At 61.5% G+C, this 19,101-nt stretch carries 19 protein-coding genes; 12 read left to right on the top strand and 7 right to left on the bottom strand.

Annotated elements, in window-relative coordinates:
- Positions 1–76 precede the first annotated feature (76 nt).
- The 6 genes from ACEN84_RS21175 to ACEN84_RS21150 form a co-directional block, all read right to left on the bottom strand.
- On the bottom strand, positions 77–1,420 hold the full coding sequence (locus ACEN84_RS21175; protein ID WP_413709810.1) for an MFS transporter: 1,344 nt from the start codon (positions 1,418–1,420) through the stop codon (positions 77–79).
- Positions 1,421–1,707: 287 nt separating this feature from the next.
- Positions 1,708–2,769, bottom strand: a complete 1,062-nt coding sequence (locus tag ACEN84_RS21170) for an ABC transporter ATP-binding protein (RefSeq protein ID WP_413709809.1) — start codon at positions 2,767–2,769, stop codon at positions 1,708–1,710.
- A 12-nt stretch (positions 2,770–2,781) separates the two neighbouring features.
- A complete protein-coding gene (locus ACEN84_RS21165; RefSeq protein ID WP_112715556.1) occupies positions 2,782–3,570 on the bottom strand; it encodes an ABC transporter permease in 789 nt (262 codons plus the stop codon).
- Positions 3,567–4,460, bottom strand: coding sequence for an ABC transporter permease (locus tag ACEN84_RS21160; RefSeq protein ID WP_112715554.1), 894 nt, complete (start codon positions 4,458–4,460; stop codon positions 3,567–3,569). The genes ACEN84_RS21165 and ACEN84_RS21160 overlap by 4 nt, the downstream gene beginning before the upstream one ends.
- Before the next feature lie 72 nt (positions 4,461–4,532).
- Positions 4,533–5,636: an ABC transporter substrate-binding protein gene (locus tag ACEN84_RS21155; protein WP_025555490.1), complete on the bottom strand. Its 1,104-nt coding sequence runs from the start codon at positions 5,634–5,636 to the stop codon at positions 4,533–4,535.
- Positions 5,637–5,826: 190 nt separating this feature from the next.
- Positions 5,827–6,699: a MurR/RpiR family transcriptional regulator gene (locus ACEN84_RS21150; protein ID WP_025555491.1), complete on the bottom strand. Its 873-nt coding sequence runs from the start codon at positions 6,697–6,699 to the stop codon at positions 5,827–5,829.
- 215 nt (positions 6,700–6,914) lie between these two features.
- Between ACEN84_RS21150 and ACEN84_RS21145 the strand changes: the two genes are divergently transcribed.
- From ACEN84_RS21145 to ACEN84_RS21105, 9 genes are all read left to right on the top strand, one after another.
- On the top strand, positions 6,915–7,682 hold the full coding sequence (locus tag ACEN84_RS21145; protein ID WP_413709808.1) for an N-formylglutamate amidohydrolase: 768 nt from the start codon (positions 6,915–6,917) through the stop codon (positions 7,680–7,682).
- A gap of 121 nt (positions 7,683–7,803) precedes the next feature.
- Positions 7,804–9,351 (top strand): amino acid permease, encoded by a 1,548-nt coding sequence (locus ACEN84_RS21140; protein ID WP_112715550.1) that lies wholly within the window; start codon positions 7,804–7,806, stop codon positions 9,349–9,351.
- 151 nt (positions 9,352–9,502) lie between these two features.
- The gene (locus ACEN84_RS21135) at positions 9,503–10,870 is read left to right on the top strand and encodes a glutamine synthetase family protein (RefSeq protein ID WP_413709807.1); all 1,368 of its coding nucleotides are present in this window, start codon (positions 9,503–9,505) and stop codon (positions 10,868–10,870) included.
- 79 nt (positions 10,871–10,949) lie between these two features.
- On the top strand, positions 10,950–11,426 hold the full coding sequence (locus ACEN84_RS21130) for a helix-turn-helix domain-containing protein (RefSeq protein WP_413709806.1): 477 nt from the start codon (positions 10,950–10,952) through the stop codon (positions 11,424–11,426).
- Positions 11,419–11,832: a type II toxin-antitoxin system VapC family toxin gene (locus tag ACEN84_RS21125; protein ID WP_413709805.1), complete on the top strand. Its 414-nt coding sequence runs from the start codon at positions 11,419–11,421 to the stop codon at positions 11,830–11,832. Before ACEN84_RS21130 ends, ACEN84_RS21125 begins: the two co-directional genes overlap by 8 nt.
- A gap of 16 nt (positions 11,833–11,848) precedes the next feature.
- Positions 11,849–13,234, top strand: coding sequence for an aldehyde dehydrogenase family protein (locus tag ACEN84_RS21120; protein ID WP_413709804.1), 1,386 nt, complete (start codon positions 11,849–11,851; stop codon positions 13,232–13,234).
- Complete coding sequence (locus tag ACEN84_RS21115) at positions 13,231–14,382, top strand: iron-containing alcohol dehydrogenase (RefSeq protein ID WP_413709803.1); 1,152 nt, start codon at positions 13,231–13,233, stop codon at positions 14,380–14,382. Before ACEN84_RS21120 ends, ACEN84_RS21115 begins: the two co-directional genes overlap by 4 nt.
- A gap of 9 nt (positions 14,383–14,391) precedes the next feature.
- Positions 14,392–14,769, top strand: coding sequence for a hypothetical protein (locus ACEN84_RS21110; RefSeq protein WP_413709802.1), 378 nt, complete (start codon positions 14,392–14,394; stop codon positions 14,767–14,769).
- 236 nt (positions 14,770–15,005) lie between these two features.
- A complete protein-coding gene (locus ACEN84_RS21105) occupies positions 15,006–15,719 on the top strand; it encodes an AAA family ATPase (RefSeq protein ID WP_112715536.1) in 714 nt (237 codons plus the stop codon).
- Between the two features lie 69 nt (positions 15,720–15,788).
- On the opposite strand, the gene ACEN84_RS21100 is transcribed toward ACEN84_RS21105, so the two are convergent.
- Entirely contained in the window at positions 15,789–17,162 is a 1,374-nt protein-coding gene (locus ACEN84_RS21100; protein WP_413709801.1) for a L,D-transpeptidase, read from the bottom strand.
- Between the two features lie 246 nt (positions 17,163–17,408).
- Between ACEN84_RS21100 and ACEN84_RS21095 the strand changes: the two genes are divergently transcribed.
- The 3 genes from ACEN84_RS21095 (at position 17,409) to ACEN84_RS21085 (ending at position 19,058) form a co-directional block, all read left to right on the top strand.
- Positions 17,409–18,248, top strand: coding sequence for an aldose 1-epimerase family protein (locus ACEN84_RS21095; protein WP_413709800.1), 840 nt, complete (start codon positions 17,409–17,411; stop codon positions 18,246–18,248).
- Between the two features lie 68 nt (positions 18,249–18,316).
- Positions 18,317–18,655, top strand: coding sequence for a TIGR01244 family sulfur transferase (locus tag ACEN84_RS21090; RefSeq protein ID WP_112715530.1), 339 nt, complete (start codon positions 18,317–18,319; stop codon positions 18,653–18,655).
- Between the two features lie 58 nt (positions 18,656–18,713).
- A complete protein-coding gene (locus tag ACEN84_RS21085) occupies positions 18,714–19,058 on the top strand; it encodes a RidA family protein (protein ID WP_203428528.1) in 345 nt (114 codons plus the stop codon).
- Positions 19,059–19,101: the final 43 nt, after the last annotated feature.

The following is a 19,101-nucleotide window of genomic DNA, read 5'->3' as shown; positions in this document are numbered from 1 at the left end:
GGGGCAGGAGCCAGCGGCCCCGCAGCACTCACAAATAAAGGGCGGCGTTGCCAAGGCAACGCCGCCCTTTCTCGTATCAAGCCTTCTGCGCCAGCCGGTCCGTCAGTTCCTCGATCCCGACTTCCGCCTCGACGCTGTCGCCCTTCGCCATCAGGTAGAGACCGAGCACGAAGGCCAGCGCTGCTATGAACAGCAGATAGTAGGCATGCGCCATCGGGTTGACCGGCAGAAGCGAGGCGACGGCGAGCGGGGTGAGGCCGCCGAAGATGGCGTAGGAGACGTTGTAGGAGAAGGAGAGGCCCGTGAAGCGGACGCGGGCCGGGAAGGCGCGGACCATCACATAGGGCACGCCGCCGACCATGCCGACCGCAAGGCCCATGATCGCGTAGAGCACGAAGAGCACCGTCAGCGAGACGGCCGAATAGGTGTAGAAGGCGAAGGTCGCGGCGGCGAAGAAGATGCTGGAGAAGACGAAGAATTTGCCCGAGCCGGTGCGGTCGATGATGGCGCCTGCCGCCGCCGTGCCGAAGATCAGGAACAGCGTGCCGAAGCTGGTGGCGGCGAGCGACTGCTGGGCGGTGTAGCCGTAGAGCTTCTGCAGGAAGGTCGCAGTCATCAGCGTGGTGACGACGATGCCGGCCGACAGGATCCAGGTGAGCAGCATCGAGATGATGACGCCGCGCGGATAATCGCGCAGCACCGCCTTCAGCGGCAGCTCGTGGGTCAGCGACCGGCTTTCCTTCATCTCGGCGAAGATCGGCGTTTCCTGCAGCCAGCGGCGCAGATAGACGGCGACGAGGCCGAAGATGCCGCCGAGGAAGAAGGGGATGCGCCAGGCATAGGCGGCGACATCCTCAGGCGTGAAGACCGAATTGATGATCGTCGCGATGAACGAGCCGAGCAGGATGCCGAGCGTCAGGCCGGAGCAGAGGAAGCCGCAGGCGAAGCCGACGCGGCGGAAGGGGACGTGTTCGGCAACGAATGTCCAGGCGCCCGGCACCTCGCCGCCGATCGCCGCACCCTGCAGGATGCGCATCAGGATCAGCAGAACCGGCGCGGCAATGCCGATCGAGGCATAGGTCGGCATCGCGGCCATGCCGAGCGTCGAAAGCGCCATCAGCAGGATCGAGAAGGCGAAGACCCGCTTGCGGCCGAACTTGTCGCCGAAATGGGCCAGCACGATGCCACCGATCGGGCGCACCAGATAGCCGGCGGCGAAGATGCCGAAGGTCTGGATCAGCTTCAGCCAGTCGGGCATGTCGGGCGGAAAGAACAGGCCGCCGATGACGGTCGCGAAGAAGACGAAGATGATGAAATCGTAGAATTCCAGCGCGCCGCCGAGGGCCGAGAGGCCGAGAGTGCGGAAATCCTGGGAGGTGAGGCGGCGCGGAGTTGCCGGCGATGCCGTGGTGGGGGACATGATGCTGCGCTTCTTTATGGACCGGTAATATGTCGGTCCTTGCGCCATCGGGGCGGGTATTTCAAGGGCAGTGGGGGTGTTTATCGGCCTTGGTCGCGACTGCTGCGGCGCGTGGCCCCTCATCTCCGGTGCAACGAGTTGCACCTGAAACCTTCGGGCACCTTCTCCCCGGGGGAGAAGGGAAGCGTGCCGCAGCGTCGATTTCCCCTCTCCCCAGCGGGGAGAGGGTTAGGGTGAGGGGGCTCCCGGCCGCAGCTTCTGCCTTGGTCCGTTCCCCAAGTCTGTTCTCAATCCCGGATCACCAGCAGATCCGCCGCCATGAAGCGCAGCGTTACCGTTTCGCCAGCCTGTGGCGGGGCGACGCCCGGGTTGTTGAACATGTCGAAGGAAATGACGTTGCCGCCGACATTCATGCGGGTGCGGATGACCGAGCCCAGGAAGTGGGCAGAGACGACCTGGCCGGTCAGCGCCGTATCGCTCTTGACGCCTTCGGCCAGCGAACCGGCTTCCGGGCGCAGCGCCAGCTGCACGGTGTCGCCGGCCTTGTAGGTCTGGACCGACTGCTTCAGCGTGACGCCCTGATCGCCGATCTGGATGCGGTTGGCGGCGGGGTCGACGACCTTGGCTTCGATCAGGTTCAGCGTGCCGACGAAGGAGGCGACGAAGCGGGTGGCCGGCGTGTTGTAGATTTCGAAGGGCGTGCCGATCTGGTCGGCCTTGCCCGAGTTCATGACGACGATGCGATCGGAGATCGACAGCGCTTCTTCCTGGTCATGGGTGACGAAGATCGTGGTGATGCCGAGCTGGCGCTGGATCGCCCGGATTTCCTCGCGCAGCGATACGCGGATCTTGGCGTCGAGAGCAGAGAGCGGCTCGTCGAGCAGCAGGACCTGCGGCTTGACGGCAAGCGCGCGGGCGAGCGCCACGCGCTGCTGCTGGCCGCCGGACATCTGGTAGGGGAAGCGGTCAGCGAGGTGGCCGAGATGGATCAGCGCCAGCATTTCCTTCACGCGGGCGTCGATCTCGGCCTTCGGCTTGCCGGCGACCTTCATGCCGAAGGCGACGTTGTCGTGCACCGTCATGTTCGGGAACAGCGCGTAGGCCTGGAAGACCATGCCGATATTGCGCTGGTTCGGCTTCAGCGAGGTCTGGTCCTTGCCATTGATCGTCAGCGCGCCGCCGGTCGGCGTTTCGAAGCCGGCGATCATGCGCAGGATCGTGGTCTTGCCACAGCCGGATGGACCGAGGAAGGAGACGAATTCTCCCTTCTCGATATTCATGTTGAAGTTCTTGACGACCTGGACCTGGCCGAAGGACTTCTGAATGTTGGTCAGCGTGAGAAATGACATGAGACGGATACCTTAAGCCTTGGCCGGACGGGCCTTGCCAAAGCGGGAGACGAGATTGAGCAAGCCCATGCTGAGCCAGGTGATGGAGAAGGCGATCACGGCGAGTGCCGAGGGTTCATAGGCCTTGTTGGCACCGACGAGCTGCAGATACGGGCCGAAGGCCGGCCGGTTGAGCAGGGCTGCGAAGGTGAACTCGCCCATGACGATCGCGAGCGTGATGAAGGCGCCGGAGAGGACGCCGCTCATGACGTTCGGGAAGATGCACTTGAACATGATCGTCGGCCACTTGGCGCCGAGGCTTTCGGCGGCTTCCGTCAGGGTCCGCACGTCGATGGCGCGCATCGCGGTATCGACCGAGCGATACATGTAGGGCAGCGACAGGGTGATGTAGGAGAAGACCAAGAGCACGTTAGTGCCCATGGTCGAGCCCGTCATCGGCAGGATCGACGACGAGTTATACATGCGCAGATAGCCGAAGACGATGACGATCGCCGGAATGACCAGCGGCAGCAGCGTGATGAACTCGACGACCTGACGCATCTGCGGCAGGCGCAGGCGCACCCAATAGGCGGTCGGCACGACGAGCAGCATGCCGAAGATGATGGTCATCAGAGCCATCAGCATCGAATAGCCGAAGGTCTGCTGGAACTGCGCGTCGGAGAAGACCGACTTGTAGGCATCGAAGCTGTAGCCGTCGCGGCGCATGCGCAGCGAGAATTCGAGCGTGCCGAGAAGCGGGACGATGAAATAGGTCGCGCCGATGATGATCGCGATCCAGGCGCCGATACGTTGTCCCTTCATTTCTGCCACCGTTCAGCGCGCATGCGCAGCATGAGGTAAAGGACGTTCGATACGCCGGTGATGACGATCATGCCGAGCGCGATCGCGTAGCCGAGGTTGGCATTGTGCAGAACGTCGCCGCGGATCTGAGCATAGAGCAGGATCGGCACGATGTTCAGCGACGAGCCGGTCAGCGCGTAAGCCGTCGCGATGGCGCCGAAGGCGTTCGCGAAGAGCAGCAGCGTCGTGCCGAGCAGGCTCGGCCAGAGGATCGGCAGTGCGACCATCGTCCAGTACTGGCGGTTGCTGGCGCCGAGGATTTCGGCAGCCTCGCGCCATTCCTTCTTCATGCCGTCGAGGGCAGGCGTCAGAATCAGCACCATCAGCGGGATCTGGAAATACATGTAGGTGATGGTGAGGCCGAAGAAGGACAGCAGGTTGAAGCCGGTGCCGTAGAGATTGAAGCCGAACCAGTCACGCAGGAAAATGGTGACGAGGCCGGTGCGGCCGAGCGTCGCCAGGAACGAGAAGGCGAGCGGGATACCGGCGAAATTGGAGGCGACGCCCGAGAAGGTCAGCAGCGTGCCGCGCACCGACGCGGGCAGGCCGCCGAGCACCACGGCCCAGGCGAGGAAGAAGCCGATGAGCGCACCGCCGAGAGCCGAGGCAACCGAGACGCGGATACTGATCCAGTATGCGCTCAGGATGGATGGCGTGAAGAGATCGGCGATGTTCTTCAGCGTGAATTGACCGTCCGGCGTGAAGAACGCGCCGATGACCAGATAGAGCGTCGGGATGATCAGAAACAGCAGGGCGAAGATGATGAATGGGGCGATGCCGAGCCAATCCACCACGCGATCGCGGTTGATGAATGGGGCACTGCTTGCCGCAGGCGCAGTCACGGTGCTCATGGATGCTCATCCGGGGACGTCGAGGGGAAAAAGAACCTCCCCGCCGTGGGCGGGGAGGCATGGCAGCAGATATTACTGAACGTTGGCGCCGACGACGCTATCCCACTTGCCGGTGATAGCAGCCTTGCCCTTGTCCTGCTCGTCGAGCGTCGGGAAGACGGCCTTTGCATAGCCTTCAGCCGGCGGCAGCTTGTCGAGCAGTTCCTTCGGAACCTTGCCCTTCTGGGCGAGGTCGTTGAAGCGGATCGGGTGGCAATAGCCCTTCAGCCAGCCGAGCTGACCTTCGTCCGAATAGAGGTATTCCATCCAGAGCTTCGCAGCGTTCGGGTGCGGAGCGAAAGCGGAGATCGCCTGGACGTAAACGCCAGCAACAACGCCCGAGGTCGGAACGACGACTTCAACCGGCGGGTTGCCGTTCAGGCTGTCGCGCCAGGAGAGACCGTTGTAGTCCCAGGCGACGACGATCGGGGTGGAGCCCTGAGCGAGCGAAGCGGACTTGCCGATAACCGGAACGAGGTTGCCGGCCTTGTTGAGCTCTGCGAAGTAGGAAAGACCTGCTTCACCAGCCTTCGTTGCGTCCTTTTCGCCGGCAGCGAGGCCAGCAGCGTAGACGGCCTGGACAGCCTGGTTCGAAGCGCGCGGGTCACCAGCGAGCGAGATCGAGTTGGCGTATTCCGGCTTCTTCAGGTCGGCCCAATCCTTCGGGACGTTCTTGACGATGTCGGTGTTTACGACGAACGAGAGAACGCCGTAGTAATCGCCGTACCAGTAGCCGTCAGCGTCCTTTGCGGAGTCCGGAATGGAATCCCAGGTCGAGACCTTGTACGGCTGGATCAGGCCTTCAGCCTTGGCCGACGGGCCGAAGGAGAGACCGACGTCGATGACGTCAGGAGCCTGCGGGCCGGTGTTGCCCTTGTTGGCCTTGATTGCTTCGATTTCGTCGCCCGAACCTGCATCCGGGTTCAGTTCGTTGACTTCGATGCCGTACTTGGCCTTGAAGCCTGCGATGACGTCGCCGTAACCGCACCAGTTGTGCGGCAGAGCGATGGTCGTCAGCGTGCCTTCCTTCTTGGCGGCAGCGATCAGGTCGGCGCTCGGCTCAGCTGCAGCAATTGCAGTCGAAGCAACGACGATCGCAGTAGAAAGCGAAAGCAGTCGAGAAATGTTAGAGATCACTGTTGTTCTCCTTCGGTTTTCAGTGGTCTGGCGAAGCTGTTACTGACCTTGCATGAAGCTTGTATGACAGTCGCGTGACGTTAATTTTTCTTTTGATTGCAGGCGGTTGCCGGTGCTGTTCCGTTTGCGACACGCCGCTCTATTTTGTCTGCGCCTTCATTGATTTTATTTAATCTTGCCCCTTTCCCTCTTACCCAAGTTTGCGGAAGAGCCTGGTCTGTTCGAACAGGCCCTCCAGCGTTTTCATGCGCTCCTTCGTTTCGTCCCATGTCGAGCTCTGGACCGCTTCGATCAGCGCCTCGACAATGAAGAGAGTGACGACGGATGAATCCCAGGCCGACGGCGCCTCGATCTGGACGCGGAAGGCGTGCCTGGCGAGCTTGGCGGCGGGCGATCCCCACTGGTCGGTGAAGACGATGATCTCGGCGCCGCGCTTGCGCGCTGCCTGTGCCAGGCTCACCATCTCCTGCTCGTAGCGGCGGATGTCGAAGATGATCAGCAGGTCGCCGGCGTTCATATTGAGAACGTATTGCGGCCAGCTCGATGAATTGGAGGAGAGCAGGGCGGTGTTCGGCCGGATGACCTGCATATGAGTAAAGAAATACTCGGCGAGTGCGCCGGTGATGCGGCCGCCGACGAAATAGAGGCCGCGCTTGCGGTCCGACAGCAGCGAGGCGACGCTATCGAAGGTCGCGGTGTCGAGATCGCCGAGCGTCTGGCGCAGATTGCCGATGATGGCATCGGCGAAGCGATTGAGAATGTGGGTGCCCGGCGCATTCGAGGCCCAGCGGTCGTGCTTGGCGATCGGATTGGAGATCGTCGCCTCGACTTCCTGATGCAGATGCGCCTGGAAATCCGGGTATCCCTTGAAGCCGAGCTTCTGGACCATGCGCACGACCGTGGGCGTGGAAACGCCGGCATTTTCGGCAATGGTCGTGATACTGCCCAGTCCTGAGACCGGGTAGTTGTCCAGCAGACTTTCGGCCAATTGCTTCTCGGCGCGCGTCAGCACGTCGAAATGCGAATGGATTACGTCCGAGACCGTCTTCGACGCGGCGTTCACTCGATCTTGCTCCCCGGGAATGGCTTGTTTTGATCCCGACGCTTTCCCTTTGCGTCAGGTGCCACTTTCCCACTCAAAGTTAACAACGCTGTCACAATCCATGTCAACCATTGTCATGAAAAGAAATTTTCAGAGCGCGCTTGACAGTGTGGAAAAGCTGAAGAATTCTTTTCTTATTAATTTTTTATAAAGCCATCTGGCGAGGCGCAGCCCACGTGCTCAACGAGTTCAAGGTCCTAAGCGAAGCAGAAGGAAGTTGCGCCGGCATCGAGCGGCGCGGCGGCAAGAGCCCGGTGCTCGTCATCTGCGAACACGCGTCGCGGACCCTGCCGGAAGCCTTCGGCGATCTCGGCCTTTCAAAGGGCGCACTGGAAAGCCACATCGCCTGGGATCCGGGCGCTCTGGCGGTGGCGCGCGGGATTTCCGCGGCGCTGGATGCGACGCTCGTCTACCAGCGTTTTTCCCGTCTGATCTACGACTGCAACCGGCCGCCGGAAGCGCCGGGCGCAATGCCGGAGAAGAGCGAAATCTACGCCATTCCCGGCAACCAGGGACTCACTTCCGAACAGCGGCAGGCGCGCACCGAAGCGCTGTACATTCCCTTTCACAATGCCGTGCGCGAGCTGATTGCGGAACGCAAGGCGAGGGGGCAGGAGAGCGTGATTGTCACAATCCACAGCTTTACGCCTGTCTTCAACGGCAAGCCGCGTGCAGTCGAGCTCGGTATCCTGCACGATGCCGACAGCCGCCTCGCGGACAAGATGCTGACGGCTGCGGCCGATGCGCCGCTCTACAAGACAGAACGCAATGAACCCTACGGCCCTGCAGACGGCGTGACGCATACGCTCATCCTGCACGGGGTTTCCAACGGGTTCCGTAATGTAATGATCGAGGTCCGCAACGACCTTATCAATGACGATGCCGGTCAAGGGGTCATGGCCGACTATCTCACAGGGCTTCTCCAGCAGTGTCTGGAAGGCTGACTATAAAAAGAAAACGGCCCCAGGGAGCAGCTTAGCTGCGGACGTCCGATGGCAAATGCCACGGACAATTTGGCACAGGATCGACCGCAATCCCGCGGCCGATCGCTAACAGGGGGAAGTCATGTCTGACTATACCGATCTGGATAAAAAGCAGGATATGAGCGTCCTGCATTCCATGGGCTATGCCCAGGAACTTGAACGGCGGATGAGCTCGTTCTCGAACTTCGCAGTGTCATTCTCGATTATTTGCATTCTCTCCGGCGGCATCAACTCGCTGGCACAGGCCACGGCAGGTGCTGGCGGCGCGGCAATCGGCATCGGCTGGCCGATCGGCTGCTTCGTATCGCTCGTCTTCGCCGTGGCGATGGCGCAGATCAGCTCTGCCTATCCGACGGCCGGCGGCCTCTATCACTGGGGTTCGATCCTCGGCAACCGCTTCACCGGCTGGCTGACCGCATGGTTCAACCTGCTCGGTCTGGTCACCGTTCTCGGCGCCATCAACGTCGGCACCTATTACTTCTTCATGGGTTCCTTCGGCACGAGCTATTTCGGCCTGACGGATACGACTGCGGTTCGCATCGTCTTCCTCATCGTCATCACCGGCGCACAGGCGCTCGTGAACCACATGGGCATCGGCCTCACCGCCAAGCTCACGGACTTCTCGGGCTACCTGATCTTCGCAACGGCCATCGTGCTTTCGGCCGTTTGCCTGTTTGCCGCGCCGTCCTACGAGATCGGCCGCCTCTTCACCTTCGCCAACTATTCCGGCGAAGCGGGCGGCAACGTCTGGCCGGCGACATCGGGCGCCTGGGTGTTCCTGCTTGGTCTGCTGCTGCCGATCTACACGATCACCGGCTATGACGCTTCGGCCCATACGTCGGAAGAAACCGTCAAGGCGGCTCACTCGGTTCCGCGCGGCATGGTTTCGTCGGTCCTGTGGTCGGCGCTGTTCGGCTACATCATGCTGTGCTCCTTCGTCCTCATGCTGCCGAACATGGACGATGCTGCAAAGCAGGGCTGGAACGTGTTCTTCTGGGCGATGGACGCGCAGGTCAATCCTGTCGTCAAGGACATCCTCTATTTCGCAATCCTCGTCAGCCAGTGGCTGTGCGGCCTTGCGACGGTGACGTCCGTTTCGCGCATGATCTTCGCCTTCTCGCGTGACGGCGGCCTTCCGGCTTCCAAGGCGCTTGCCAAGGTCAGTCCGAAATACCGCACGCCGGTTGCCGCGATCTGGACGGGTTCGATCCTCTCGGTGCTGTTCGTCTGGGGCTCGTCGCTGGTTTCGATCGGCGACACGCCTGTCTACACCATCGTCGTCTCTTGCACGGTCATCTTCCTGTTCTTCTCCTTCGCGATCCCGATCACGCTCGGTCTCTTCGCTTGGGGTACGTCGAAGTGGGACAAGATGGGTCCGTGGAACCTCGGCGAAGGCGTCTTCAAGCTCTTTGCGGTTCTCACCGTTCTCGCCATGATCCTGATCTTCATCCTCGGCGTTCAGCCGCCGAATGGTCCGGCTCTCTACGTGACGGTCGGCTTCCTCGTTCTGACCGGCATCGTCTGGTTCGGCTTCGAGAAGCGCCGCTTCAAGGGCCCGCCGATCGGCGACGAAGTGGCACGCCGTCAGGCGGAGATCGCCGCTGCCGAAAAGGCTGTCGGCCAGCACTAAGGCCAGAGGCTTCCCTCTGGAATGGCGGGGCCGCGGCGCACGCGGCCCCATCCCCGGTTCAACGAAAAAGCATCGGGCAGGCATCGCCTGCCGCTGCATGCCCTTTCGTTGTTCCGAATTCTCAATTTCAAAAGAAGCAGGCGGGTAAAAGATGACGACCAGCTATACTCTCGACGATCTCAAGAAGGACGTGGCCGAGGGCCGCATCGATACGGTTCTGGCGTGCCAGATCGACATGCAGGGCCGCCTGATGGGCAAGCGCTTCCAGGCCGAATATTTCCTCGACAGCGCCTGGAAGGAAACGCATAGCTGCAACTATCTCGTGGCGACCGACATGGAGATGGAGACGGTCTCTGGCTACAAGGCGACGAGCTGGGAAAAGGGCTACGGCGACTATACGATGAAGCCGGACCTTTCGACGCTGCGCCGCATTCCCTGGCTCGAGGGCACGGCGCTCGTTCTCTGCGATCTGCTCGATCACCATACGCATGAGGAAGTGCCGCATTCGCCGCGCGCCATCCTGAAGAAGCAGGTCAAGCGCCTGGAGGCGATGGGCATGAAGCCGTTCATGGCTTCGGAGCTCGAATTCTTCCTGTTCGACCAGACCTATGAATCCGCTCATGCCTCCGGCTATCGCAACCTGAAGCTCGCCAGCGCCTATAACGAGGACTACCACATCTTCCAGACGACCAAGGAAGAGGAAGTGATGCGGGCGATCCGCACCGGTCTGCAGGGCGCCGAAATCCCGGTCGAAAACTCGAAGGGCGAGGCTTCTGCCGGTCAGGAAGAGATCAACGTCCGCTATGCCGAGGCCCTGACGATGGCCGACCGCCATACGATCATCAAGAACGGCTGCAAGGAAATCGCCTGGTCGAAGGGCAAGGCCATCACCTTCCTCGCCAAATGGCATTACAACGCTGCCGGCAGCTCGTCGCATATTCACCAGTCGCTCTGGAGCCTCGACGGCAAGCCGCTGTTCTTCGACGAGAAGGGCAAGTACGGCATGTCGAAGCTGATGGAGCAGTATGTCGCCGGCCTGCTCGCCCACGCGAGCGAGATCACCTATTTCCTCGCGCCTTACATCAACTCCTACAAGCGCTTCATGGCCGGCACGTTCGCGCCGACCAAGGCGATCTGGAGCAAGGACAATCGCACCGCCGGCTACCGCCTCTGCGGCGACGGCACCAAGGCGATCCGCATCGAATGCCGCGTCGGCGGCTCCGATCTCAATCCCTATCTCGCCTTCGCGGCGCTGATTGCCGCAGGCATCGACGGCATCGAGAACAAGCTTGAACTCGAAGCGCCCTTCGTGGGAGATGCCTATGGCGCACGCAAGGTGCGCGAGATCCCGCGGACGCTGCGCTCGGCAACCACGGCGATGACCAAGTCGAAGATGCTGCGCAACGCCTTCGGCGACGACGTCATCGACCACTACACCCGTGCTGCCGAATGGGAGCAGGAGGAATACGACCGCCGCATCACGGACTGGGAGGTGGCGCGAGGGTTCGAGAGAGCTTGAGATAATCGCAACACTCGCTCTGATTGTTGCGTTGGTCGCATTGTGCTAATGTGATCCAGCGTTTCCAGAGGAGATAGACATGGGTGTGATCGACAGCGCATGGTTCTATGAGAAGCTCTCGGAGCGAGGCTCCTCGCTTCGCGATATGGCCCGTTTCATGGGGCTTGATCCGAGTGCGGTGTCGCGCATGCTGAGCGGCGAGCGAAAGATGAGCGCGGAGGAGCAGGATCAGATCGCCGATTATATCGGCGTTCCCTTGGGTGAAGTTGCGGCGCATCGGCGAGGTGACCTCGCCGGGTTCGCCGAGAAGAAGCAGGCGGGCTATGAAAGCGGCGGCGCCAATCCGGCGGAGCTGGATGAGCCGCCGGTGAAGATGTTTACGGAGGACGATGTCATCTACAAGGATGGCAAGCGCTGGATGGAACTGGACGATGGGACGCTGCTGGAAGTGCACCCCGCGTGGGGATGCATGAAGGGGACGCTGACCATCATGCCGGGGGTTGATCTGACCGCGCCTGCCGATCCTGATTGGGGTAAAGTCTACGACGATGACTGACCGCTTTCTGCTCGATACTTGTGCAGTTCTTTGGCTTGTCGAGGGAACGCCACTAAGCAGAGATGCGAACGTTGCACTTAGTCGTGGATGTGAAAAGCGTAGCCTGTTCGTTTCATCAATGTCGGCGTGGGAGATCGGTATATTGATCAGCAAAGGCCGTCTGCCAACAACGAAAGATGCTATGTCCTGGTTTCAAGATGCTGTCGATATGATTGGTGCGCAGACTGCCGATGTTTCCCTGCAGGCGCTTGTCGTGTCGTCCTTTTTGCCGCGGCCCGTTCACAACGATCCCGCAGATCGCATCCTGATTGCGACCGCGCGGGAGAACGACCTGACGATCATCACGCGCGACCGCGCAATTCTTTCCTACGGCGCTGCGGGGCATGTCCGCACGCTGGCCTGTTAAGTCTGGAGTATAACTGATGACTGTAATCCAATGCATATCGCCGGTCGACGGATCGGTTTACGCGGAGCGCCCGGCGCTCTCACTGGAGGCGGCGAAGGAAGCCGTTGCTCGTGCCCGCAAGGCGCAGAAGACCTGGGCCAAGCGTCCGCTCGAAGATCGCGTTCAGCTGGTGCTGAAGGGTGTCGCGCGTCTCAACGAGATGTCCGATGTCGTCGTTCCCGAGATCGCCTGGCAGATGGGCCGTCCGATCCGTTATGGCGGCGAGTACAAGGGCTTCAACGAGCGCTCCAACTATGTCGCGTCGATCGCGGCGGAAGCGCTGGCGCCGCTCGTCGTCGAGGAGAGCGACAAGTTCGAGCGCCGTATCGAGCGTGAAGCGCATGGCGTCGTCTTCGTCGTCGCGCCGTGGAACTACCCGTACATGACGGCGATCAACACGATCGCTCCGGCGCTGATGGCCGGCAATACCGTGGTGCTGAAGCATGCGTCGCAGACGCTGCTGGTAGGTGAGCGGCTGGTGCAGGCCTTCGTCGAGGCCGGCGTTCCCGAAGATGTCTTCCAGAACGTTTTCCTCGATCACCAGACGACTTCGGCGCTGATCGCGGCCGGCAGCTTCAACTTCGTCAACTTCACCGGTTCGGTCGAAGGCGGCCGCTCGATGGAGCGGGCGGCAGCCGGCACCTTCACCGGTCTCGGCCTCGAGCTGGGCGGCAAGGATCCGGGCTATGTCATGGAAGATGCCGATCTCGACGCTGCCGTCGATACGCTGATGGATGGCGCGACCTATAATTCCGGTCAGTGCTGCTGCGGTATCGAGCGCATCTATGTGCATGAATCGCTCTATGACTCCTTCGTCGAGAAGTCGGTCGCCTGGGTGTCGAACTACAAGCTCGGCAATCCGCTCGATCCCGAGACCTCTCTCGGCCCGATGGCGAACAAGCGCTTCGCCAAGGTGGTGCGCGAGCAGATCGCCGATGCTGTTTCCAAGGGCGCCAAGGCGCTGGTCGATCCGAAGCTCTTTCCGCAGGACGATGGCGGCGCCTATCTCGCTCCGCAGATCCTCGTCAACGTCGATCATTCGATGGAGTTCATGCGCGAAGAAACCTTCGGTCCGGCCGTCGGCATCATGAAGGTCAAGTCCGATGAGGAAGCGCTGGCGCTGATGAATGACAGCCAGTACGGCCTGACCGCCTCGCTCTGGACCAGGGATGCCGAACGGGCAGGGCGCCTCGGCCGCGAAATCGAAACCGGAACGGTGTTCATGAACCGCGCCGACTATCTGGATCCGGCGCTTTGCTGGACCGGCGTCAAGGAAACCGGCCGCGGCGGCTCGCTGTCGATCATCGGCTTCCAGAACCTGACGCGTCCGAAATCCTATCACCTGAAGAAAGTCACAGCATGAGCAGCAACATCACAGCCAACTGGAGCTACCCGACAGCGGTCAAGCTCGGCCGCGGCCGCATCAAGGAGCTCGCCGACGCCTGCAAGAGCCTCGGCATGAAGAAGCCGCTGCTGGTCACCGATCGGGGCCTCGCCTCGATGGCGATCACCAAGAACGCGCTCGACATTCTCGAAGATGCCGGTCTCGGCCGGGCGATTTTCGCCGATGTCGATCCGAACCCGAACGAGAAGAACCTTGAAGCTGGCGTCAAGGCCTTCAAGGACGGCGGTCATGACGGCGTCGTCGCCTTCGGCGGCGGTTCGGGCCTCGACCTCGGCAAGTGCGTCGCCTTCATGGCCGGCCAGACGCGCCCGGTCTGGGATTTCGAGGATATCGGCGACTGGTGGACGCGCGCGAGCATCGAAGGCATTGCGCCGATCGTTGCCGTGCCGACGACGGCGGGCACCGGCTCGGAAGTCGGCCGCGCCAGCGTCATCACCAATTCGGCGACGCATGTGAAGAAGATCATCTTCCATCCGAAGTTCCTGCCCGGCGTCGTCATTTCCGATCCGGAACTGACGGTCGGCATGCCGAAGATCATCACCGCCGGTACCGGCATGGATGCCTTCGCACATTGCCTGGAAGCCTATTCCTCGCCCTTCTATCATCCGATGTCTGCGGGCATCGCGCTTGAAGGCATGCGCCTCGTCAAGGAATTCCTGCCGCGCGCCTATAAGGAAGGCACGGATCTGGAAGCCCGCGCCAACATGATGTCGGCAGCTGCCATGGGCGCTGTCGCGTTCCAGAAGGGTCTCGGCGCCATTCACGCGCTGTCGCACCCGATCGGTGCCGTCTACAACACCCATCACGGCATGACCAATGCCGTCGTCATGCCGGCCGTGCTGCGCTTCAACCGCGCTGCGATCGAGGAGAAGATCGCCCGTGCGGCGGCCTACCTCGGCATTTCCGGCGGCTTCGATGGCTTCTACGATTATGTCCTGAAGCTGCGCTCCGAGCTCGGCGTGCCGGAAAGCCTCTCGGCGATGGGAATCGCGCCCGACCGGATCGACGAACTCTCGGCCATGGCGATCGAAGACCCGAGTGCCGGTGGCAACCCGGTTGCGATGACGCTCGAAAACACCAAGGCGCTGTTCAGGGATTGCTTCTAAGGGGATCAGATGAGCCGTTCGTTTCGATATGCAGTTCTGGGCGTTGTGCTGGCGGTCCTCGGGGCGCCGGCCGCTCATGCCGAATCTTTCTCCGCACTGGGCAAGCAGGGTTATGCCGTCGGCCCGATGGGGCAGGGGAAATCCGGCGCTCTCGGCTGGGTCGTTTCCAAGGGTGGCAGCAAGTTCTTCTGCCGCCTGAGGGCGAGCTCCGCCTATTCCGGCGGCAACGGCATGGTGAGCTTCACCACGAGCGGGCGGATGATCAAGATGAACCGCGCGGTCTATGAAGCGACGATCGGCGGGCACGACCCGTCGATTCCTCAGCTTGCCGACCTGAAGGCGGGCCGCGTGCGGCCTGCCGATGTCGGAGCGTGCGGCAGGATCTGAACGGAAGGCTTATAAGGCGGACCAACCAGCTGGCCCGGAAAGCTCAGGCTTTCCGGGCTTTTTTTGTCCGCAGACATCCTGAATTCTGGGGATGTGAGAAATGCAGGCTGCAATTTCGGGCTGTCTGTTTAGGTTTTGTTAACCACGATTGGAAAGGATGCATTAACCGCACGATGAATCGAAAAGTGCGTAAGAGAGCGATACCGGCTCGCGGCTTTTCCATTCGAGGACCTGATATGCCAGTCATTACTTTTGCAAATACCAAGGGCGGCGCCGGCAAGACCACGGCCGTGCTGCTGCTGGCAACCGAGCTTGCGCGCAAGGGATATCGCGTCACCATTCTCGACGCCGATCCGCAGCACTGGATTTCGCGCTGGCATGAGATTTCCGGCAACGTCTACAACGTTTCCGTCATCGATTTCGTCACCTCCGCATCGCTGCCGCAGCATATCAGCGAGAACAAGGCGAATACCGATTACTTCATCATCGACCTGCCGGGCGCGCGCAATCCGCTGCTGGCCACCGCTGTCGGCCTTTCCGATCACGTGCTGATCCCGATCCAGGGCTGTGCCATGGATGCCCGCGGCGGCGCGCAGGTTCTGGAACTGCTGCAGTATCTGGATGAGAAGGCAGGCATCAAGATCGGCCATTCGGTCGTTCTCACCCGCGTCAACTCGATGGTCACCACCCGCGCGCTGCAGCTCGTCAAGGCGCTGCTCAACGAGCGCCATGTCCCGGTTCTCGATACGGCGATCATCGAACGTTCGGCCTTCCGCGATATCTTCGATGTCGGCGGCACGCTCGCGACTATGGACCCGACCCGCGTTTCCAATCTCGACAAGGCGCGCGAGAACGCTCTCTGTTTCGCCGAGGAAATGATGCGCAAGCTGCCGGTGAAGCTGCCGATCGCGGCTCGCCTCTCTGGCCTGCTGATGCGCGACGCTGCCTGATCGGCAAAACGTCAAAACAAAAAGCCGCCGGGAGACCGGCGGCTTTTTATTTGTGCAATCGAAAAATGATCAGTCGACGAATTCGACGGTGACGCCGGGCTTGACCATCTTGGCGAGCTCGGTGGCATCCCAGTTGGTTAGGCGAATACAGCCGTGGCTCTGGGTACGGCCGATCTTCGAGGGTTCCGGCGTGCCGTGAATGCCGTAGGTCGGCTTGGAGAGCGCGATCCAGACCGTGCCGACCGGGCCGTTCGGGCCTGGCGGGATGTTGAGCACCTTGTCGTTGGCGCCCTGCTGGAAGTTGATCTTCGGATTGTAGGTATAGCCGGGGTTCAAGGCGACGCGATCGACCGTCACCGTGCCCGAGGGCGAGGGTGTGTCGGCGGAGCCGATCGAGGCCGGGTAGGCGGCGATGAGATTGCCGGCATCGTCATAGGCGAAGACCTGCTTCTTGGCCTTGTCGGCGAGGATCTTGGCCACCGTGCCGGTCTTCGGGTCGCCGGGATTGACGACCTTGATGATCGTGCCGGGAACGGTGAAATCCACGCCGGGGTTCATTTCCTTCAGGAAGCCTTCGTCCATGTGGAAGCGTTCGGCCAGCGCCTCGGTGGTGGAGGTGTAGGCGAGGGACGGAAGCAGCGCCTTGTGGGCGTAGTCCTCGGGAATTTCCGCGACGTAGGGGCCGGCGGCATCCGAGGGGGTGATCGTGTAGCTGACGACGGGAAGGCCGCCGGAAAGGCGCAGCTGCTCGAGGATCGCGTCCGTATTGTTCGGATCGAGATTTTCGCCGGTCATCTGGTTATAGGCGTAGATCGCCTTGGTGACGTTCGAGCCCATGTGGCCGTCGATGACGCCAGGAGATATGCCGGCGCGGTCGAGGAAGACCTGCAGCGCGACGATCTCCGGCTTCGACTTGCCCTTCAGGGTAATCGTAGGCTCTTCGGGAGTGCGCGGCTGCTCAACCTGCGGCGCCTGCTGATCGGGATCGATCGAAGCGTAGTCGCCGCTCTGCTGATCGGGATAGGGCTGGTCGAGCGGCTGGCGGTCGATGCTCGCGTCGCGCGGGATCGAGCCGGTCACGGCGCCGCGCTCGATGTAGCGGGTGCTGCCGTAACGGCTGTGCTCGCCGTTCTCGGCATTATAGGGGTCGTTGTTATAGGGATCGCGCGAGGGCGCTGCCGGGTAATAGCCGCGCGAGCGCATTTCGGTGGCGACGATCCGGCCGTAGCTGTCGACAAGAACGCGGTTGCCGCTGCGGTCACGGGAATAATAGACGTCGGCGCCCGGCGGGATGTAATCGACGATCTGGCCGTCCGGCGTGACCATGACGACGTCGCGCTGGCCGCGGCCACCCCATTGCTGCGCTTGCGCTTCCGGCATCACAGCAGTGACGGCCAGAACGACGGCGGCGAGCGACAGGCCATATTTCAAAATGCGATTCACGTCTCACACCTCAACCAGTGACTGGGCCGACACACACCCGCGAATTTTGACGCTAGTGTGGAATTTATGAATTCGTACTGAACAAATTATGAAAATATCCGTGATCACTTGCGTGAGGCTAAACGTTTGGTTTGCCTCGACGGTTCCGAGTTGATTGCCGGTTGTGGGCAATTGCGCGCAGCGTGATTGACGAAAGCTTGCGCCACCCCTAACCCTACGGCTGTTTTGATACAGGGGAGGATTGCCATGATCGAATTTGCTGCCGCCAAAGGGCCGCGCCTGATGCTGGATGAAACGTCGGTCATGGATATCGGCGCCTGCGTCGTCGATGGCGTCGATATTTCGCCGAAGCGGGCGATCCCCGATGATGGCGATCCGCGCATCGATCATTCGCTCGAAGGCTTCCTGTTTACCTGCGGCCCTGATCACATCCGCCACCGCGAGCCAATCCCCGGTCGAACCGATGGAGCGATCTATCCGCTGCACGGCTCGGTTTCCGGCCACAAGGCGACGGTGTTGTGGACCAAGTTCGAGAACGGCAATGCCGAGTGCCGCGCCGATATCGATCTTGTCACCGTCGAGGGACTTCCTCAGCGCATCGAGCGGCTCTGGAAGATCGATGGCGCGACCGGCGAGGTTTCGCTGGAGGACAAGGTCGTCAATACCAGTGACCAGACGGTGCCGACCTTCCTGATGTATCATATGAATGTCGGCGGCAAATGGTTCGACGAGGGGACGCGGCTTGAGGGCAAGATGCTTGAGGGCGGCGGTTTTCCCTGGACCTTCGGCGAGGAACTCGGCGGCATCTTCTGCGTCGAGGCGCCGGCGACGGACAGCGGCTATGCCGAGGTGCGGCTCGGGCCGATGAAGGCGGTCCATGGCCGCACGCTCAGGGTTCGCATGCGCGCCGATACGCTGCCTTACCTGCAGGTCTGGCGGAACCAGAAGGAGCCTGCCCATATTCTCGGTATCGAGCCGGTCACGCATCGCTGGGTCTCGCGCGGCGAGCTGGAAGCGGCAGGCGAGTTCAACATGCTGAAGCCGGGCGAGAGCCGCAGCTATGGGCTGACCTTCGCCTTTCTATGAGCGAGTTGTTGACGCTCGCGGTTGCGCATCGTAGAGCTTCTGCCGTTCATTTTCAGGAGGCATTCGCGATGGACATCCGCCCGATCGACGACGAATATTCGGTTTCCGGCCAGATCTCGGTCGAGGATCTCGATCAGATCAAGGCGCTCGGCTTCAAGTCGATCGTCTGCCACCGTCCCGATGGCGAAAGCCCGGACCAGACGCCGTTCTCGGTGATCGAAGCGCGCGCCAAGGAGCTTGGCCTCGACATCGCTCACGTTCCTGTCGGCCCGATGGGCGTGACCGAGGAAGCGGTTGCCGGCATGGTCGATGCGCTCGACGAATTCCCGCGTCCGATGCTCGGCTATTGCCGTTCCGGCGCTCGCTCGACGGCGACCTATCAGAAGAGCCATCACCTTCGCGGCTGATATCCCGGCGCGGCCAGCTTCCGCGCCTTTCATTCCATAAGAAACTCAGGAGAAAACCATGAGCATCAAGCGCATCGGCCCCGGTCCCCGCATGAGCGGCGCCGTCGTCCACGGCAACACCGTCTATCTCGCCGGCCAGGTTGCCGAAGGTGAGACCGTCACCGATCAGTGCAAGGCTGCTCTTGCCGAAGTCGACCGCCTGCTGGCAGCTTCCGGCTCGAACAAGTCGAAGATCCTGCAGACGCTGATCTACCTCTCCGACATTGCCGATTTCGCCGAAATGAACGCTGCCTGGGAAGCCTGGGTCGACCCGGCCAACACTCCGGCGCGCGCCACCAGCGAAGCCAAGCTGGCCGCTCCGAAGTACAAGGTCGAGTTCATCGTCACCGCGGCGATCGACTGATATTTCGGTTGTTTCCGAAATCCGAAGCCGGTGGGTTCGCCCA

The sequence above is a fragment of the Rhizobium sp. Rhizsp82 genome, assembly GCF_047325115.1.
In the GTDB taxonomy this organism is placed as follows: domain Bacteria; phylum Pseudomonadota; class Alphaproteobacteria; order Rhizobiales; family Rhizobiaceae; genus Rhizobium.
Note: the sequence above shows the minus strand (reverse complement) of the source record. Positions and strands in the feature narration are given on the sequence as shown.

Coding starts and splice junctions, on each gene's coding strand:
- ACEN84_RS21125 (WP_413709805.1), top strand. CDS start 11,419: ATGACTGACCGCTTTCTGCTCGATACTTGTGCAGTTCTTTGGCTTGTC.
- ACEN84_RS21165 (WP_112715556.1), bottom strand. CDS start 3,570: ATGAAGGGACAACGTATCGGCGCCTGGATCGCGATCATCATCGGCGCG.
- ACEN84_RS21130 (WP_413709806.1), top strand. CDS start 10,950: ATGGGTGTGATCGACAGCGCATGGTTCTATGAGAAGCTCTCGGAGCGA.
- ACEN84_RS21090 (WP_112715530.1), top strand. CDS start 18,317: ATGGACATCCGCCCGATCGACGACGAATATTCGGTTTCCGGCCAGATC.
- ACEN84_RS21115 (WP_413709803.1), top strand. CDS start 13,231: ATGAGCAGCAACATCACAGCCAACTGGAGCTACCCGACAGCGGTCAAG.
- ACEN84_RS21120 (WP_413709804.1), top strand. CDS start 11,849: ATGACTGTAATCCAATGCATATCGCCGGTCGACGGATCGGTTTACGCG.
- ACEN84_RS21170 (WP_413709809.1), bottom strand. CDS start 2,769: ATGTCATTTCTCACGCTGACCAACATTCAGAAGTCCTTCGGCCAGGTC.
- ACEN84_RS21135 (WP_413709807.1), top strand. CDS start 9,503: ATGACGACCAGCTATACTCTCGACGATCTCAAGAAGGACGTGGCCGAG.
- ACEN84_RS21140 (WP_112715550.1), top strand. CDS start 7,804: ATGTCTGACTATACCGATCTGGATAAAAAGCAGGATATGAGCGTCCTG.
- ACEN84_RS21110 (WP_413709802.1), top strand. CDS start 14,392: ATGAGCCGTTCGTTTCGATATGCAGTTCTGGGCGTTGTGCTGGCGGTC.
- ACEN84_RS21095 (WP_413709800.1), top strand. CDS start 17,409: ATGATCGAATTTGCTGCCGCCAAAGGGCCGCGCCTGATGCTGGATGAA.
- ACEN84_RS21175 (WP_413709810.1), bottom strand. CDS start 1,420: ATGTCCCCCACCACGGCATCGCCGGCAACTCCGCGCCGCCTCACCTCC.
- ACEN84_RS21160 (WP_112715554.1), bottom strand. CDS start 4,460: ATGAGCACCGTGACTGCGCCTGCGGCAAGCAGTGCCCCATTCATCAAC.
- ACEN84_RS21105 (WP_112715536.1), top strand. CDS start 15,006: ATGCCAGTCATTACTTTTGCAAATACCAAGGGCGGCGCCGGCAAGACC.
- ACEN84_RS21085 (WP_203428528.1), top strand. CDS start 18,714: ATGAGCATCAAGCGCATCGGCCCCGGTCCCCGCATGAGCGGCGCCGTC.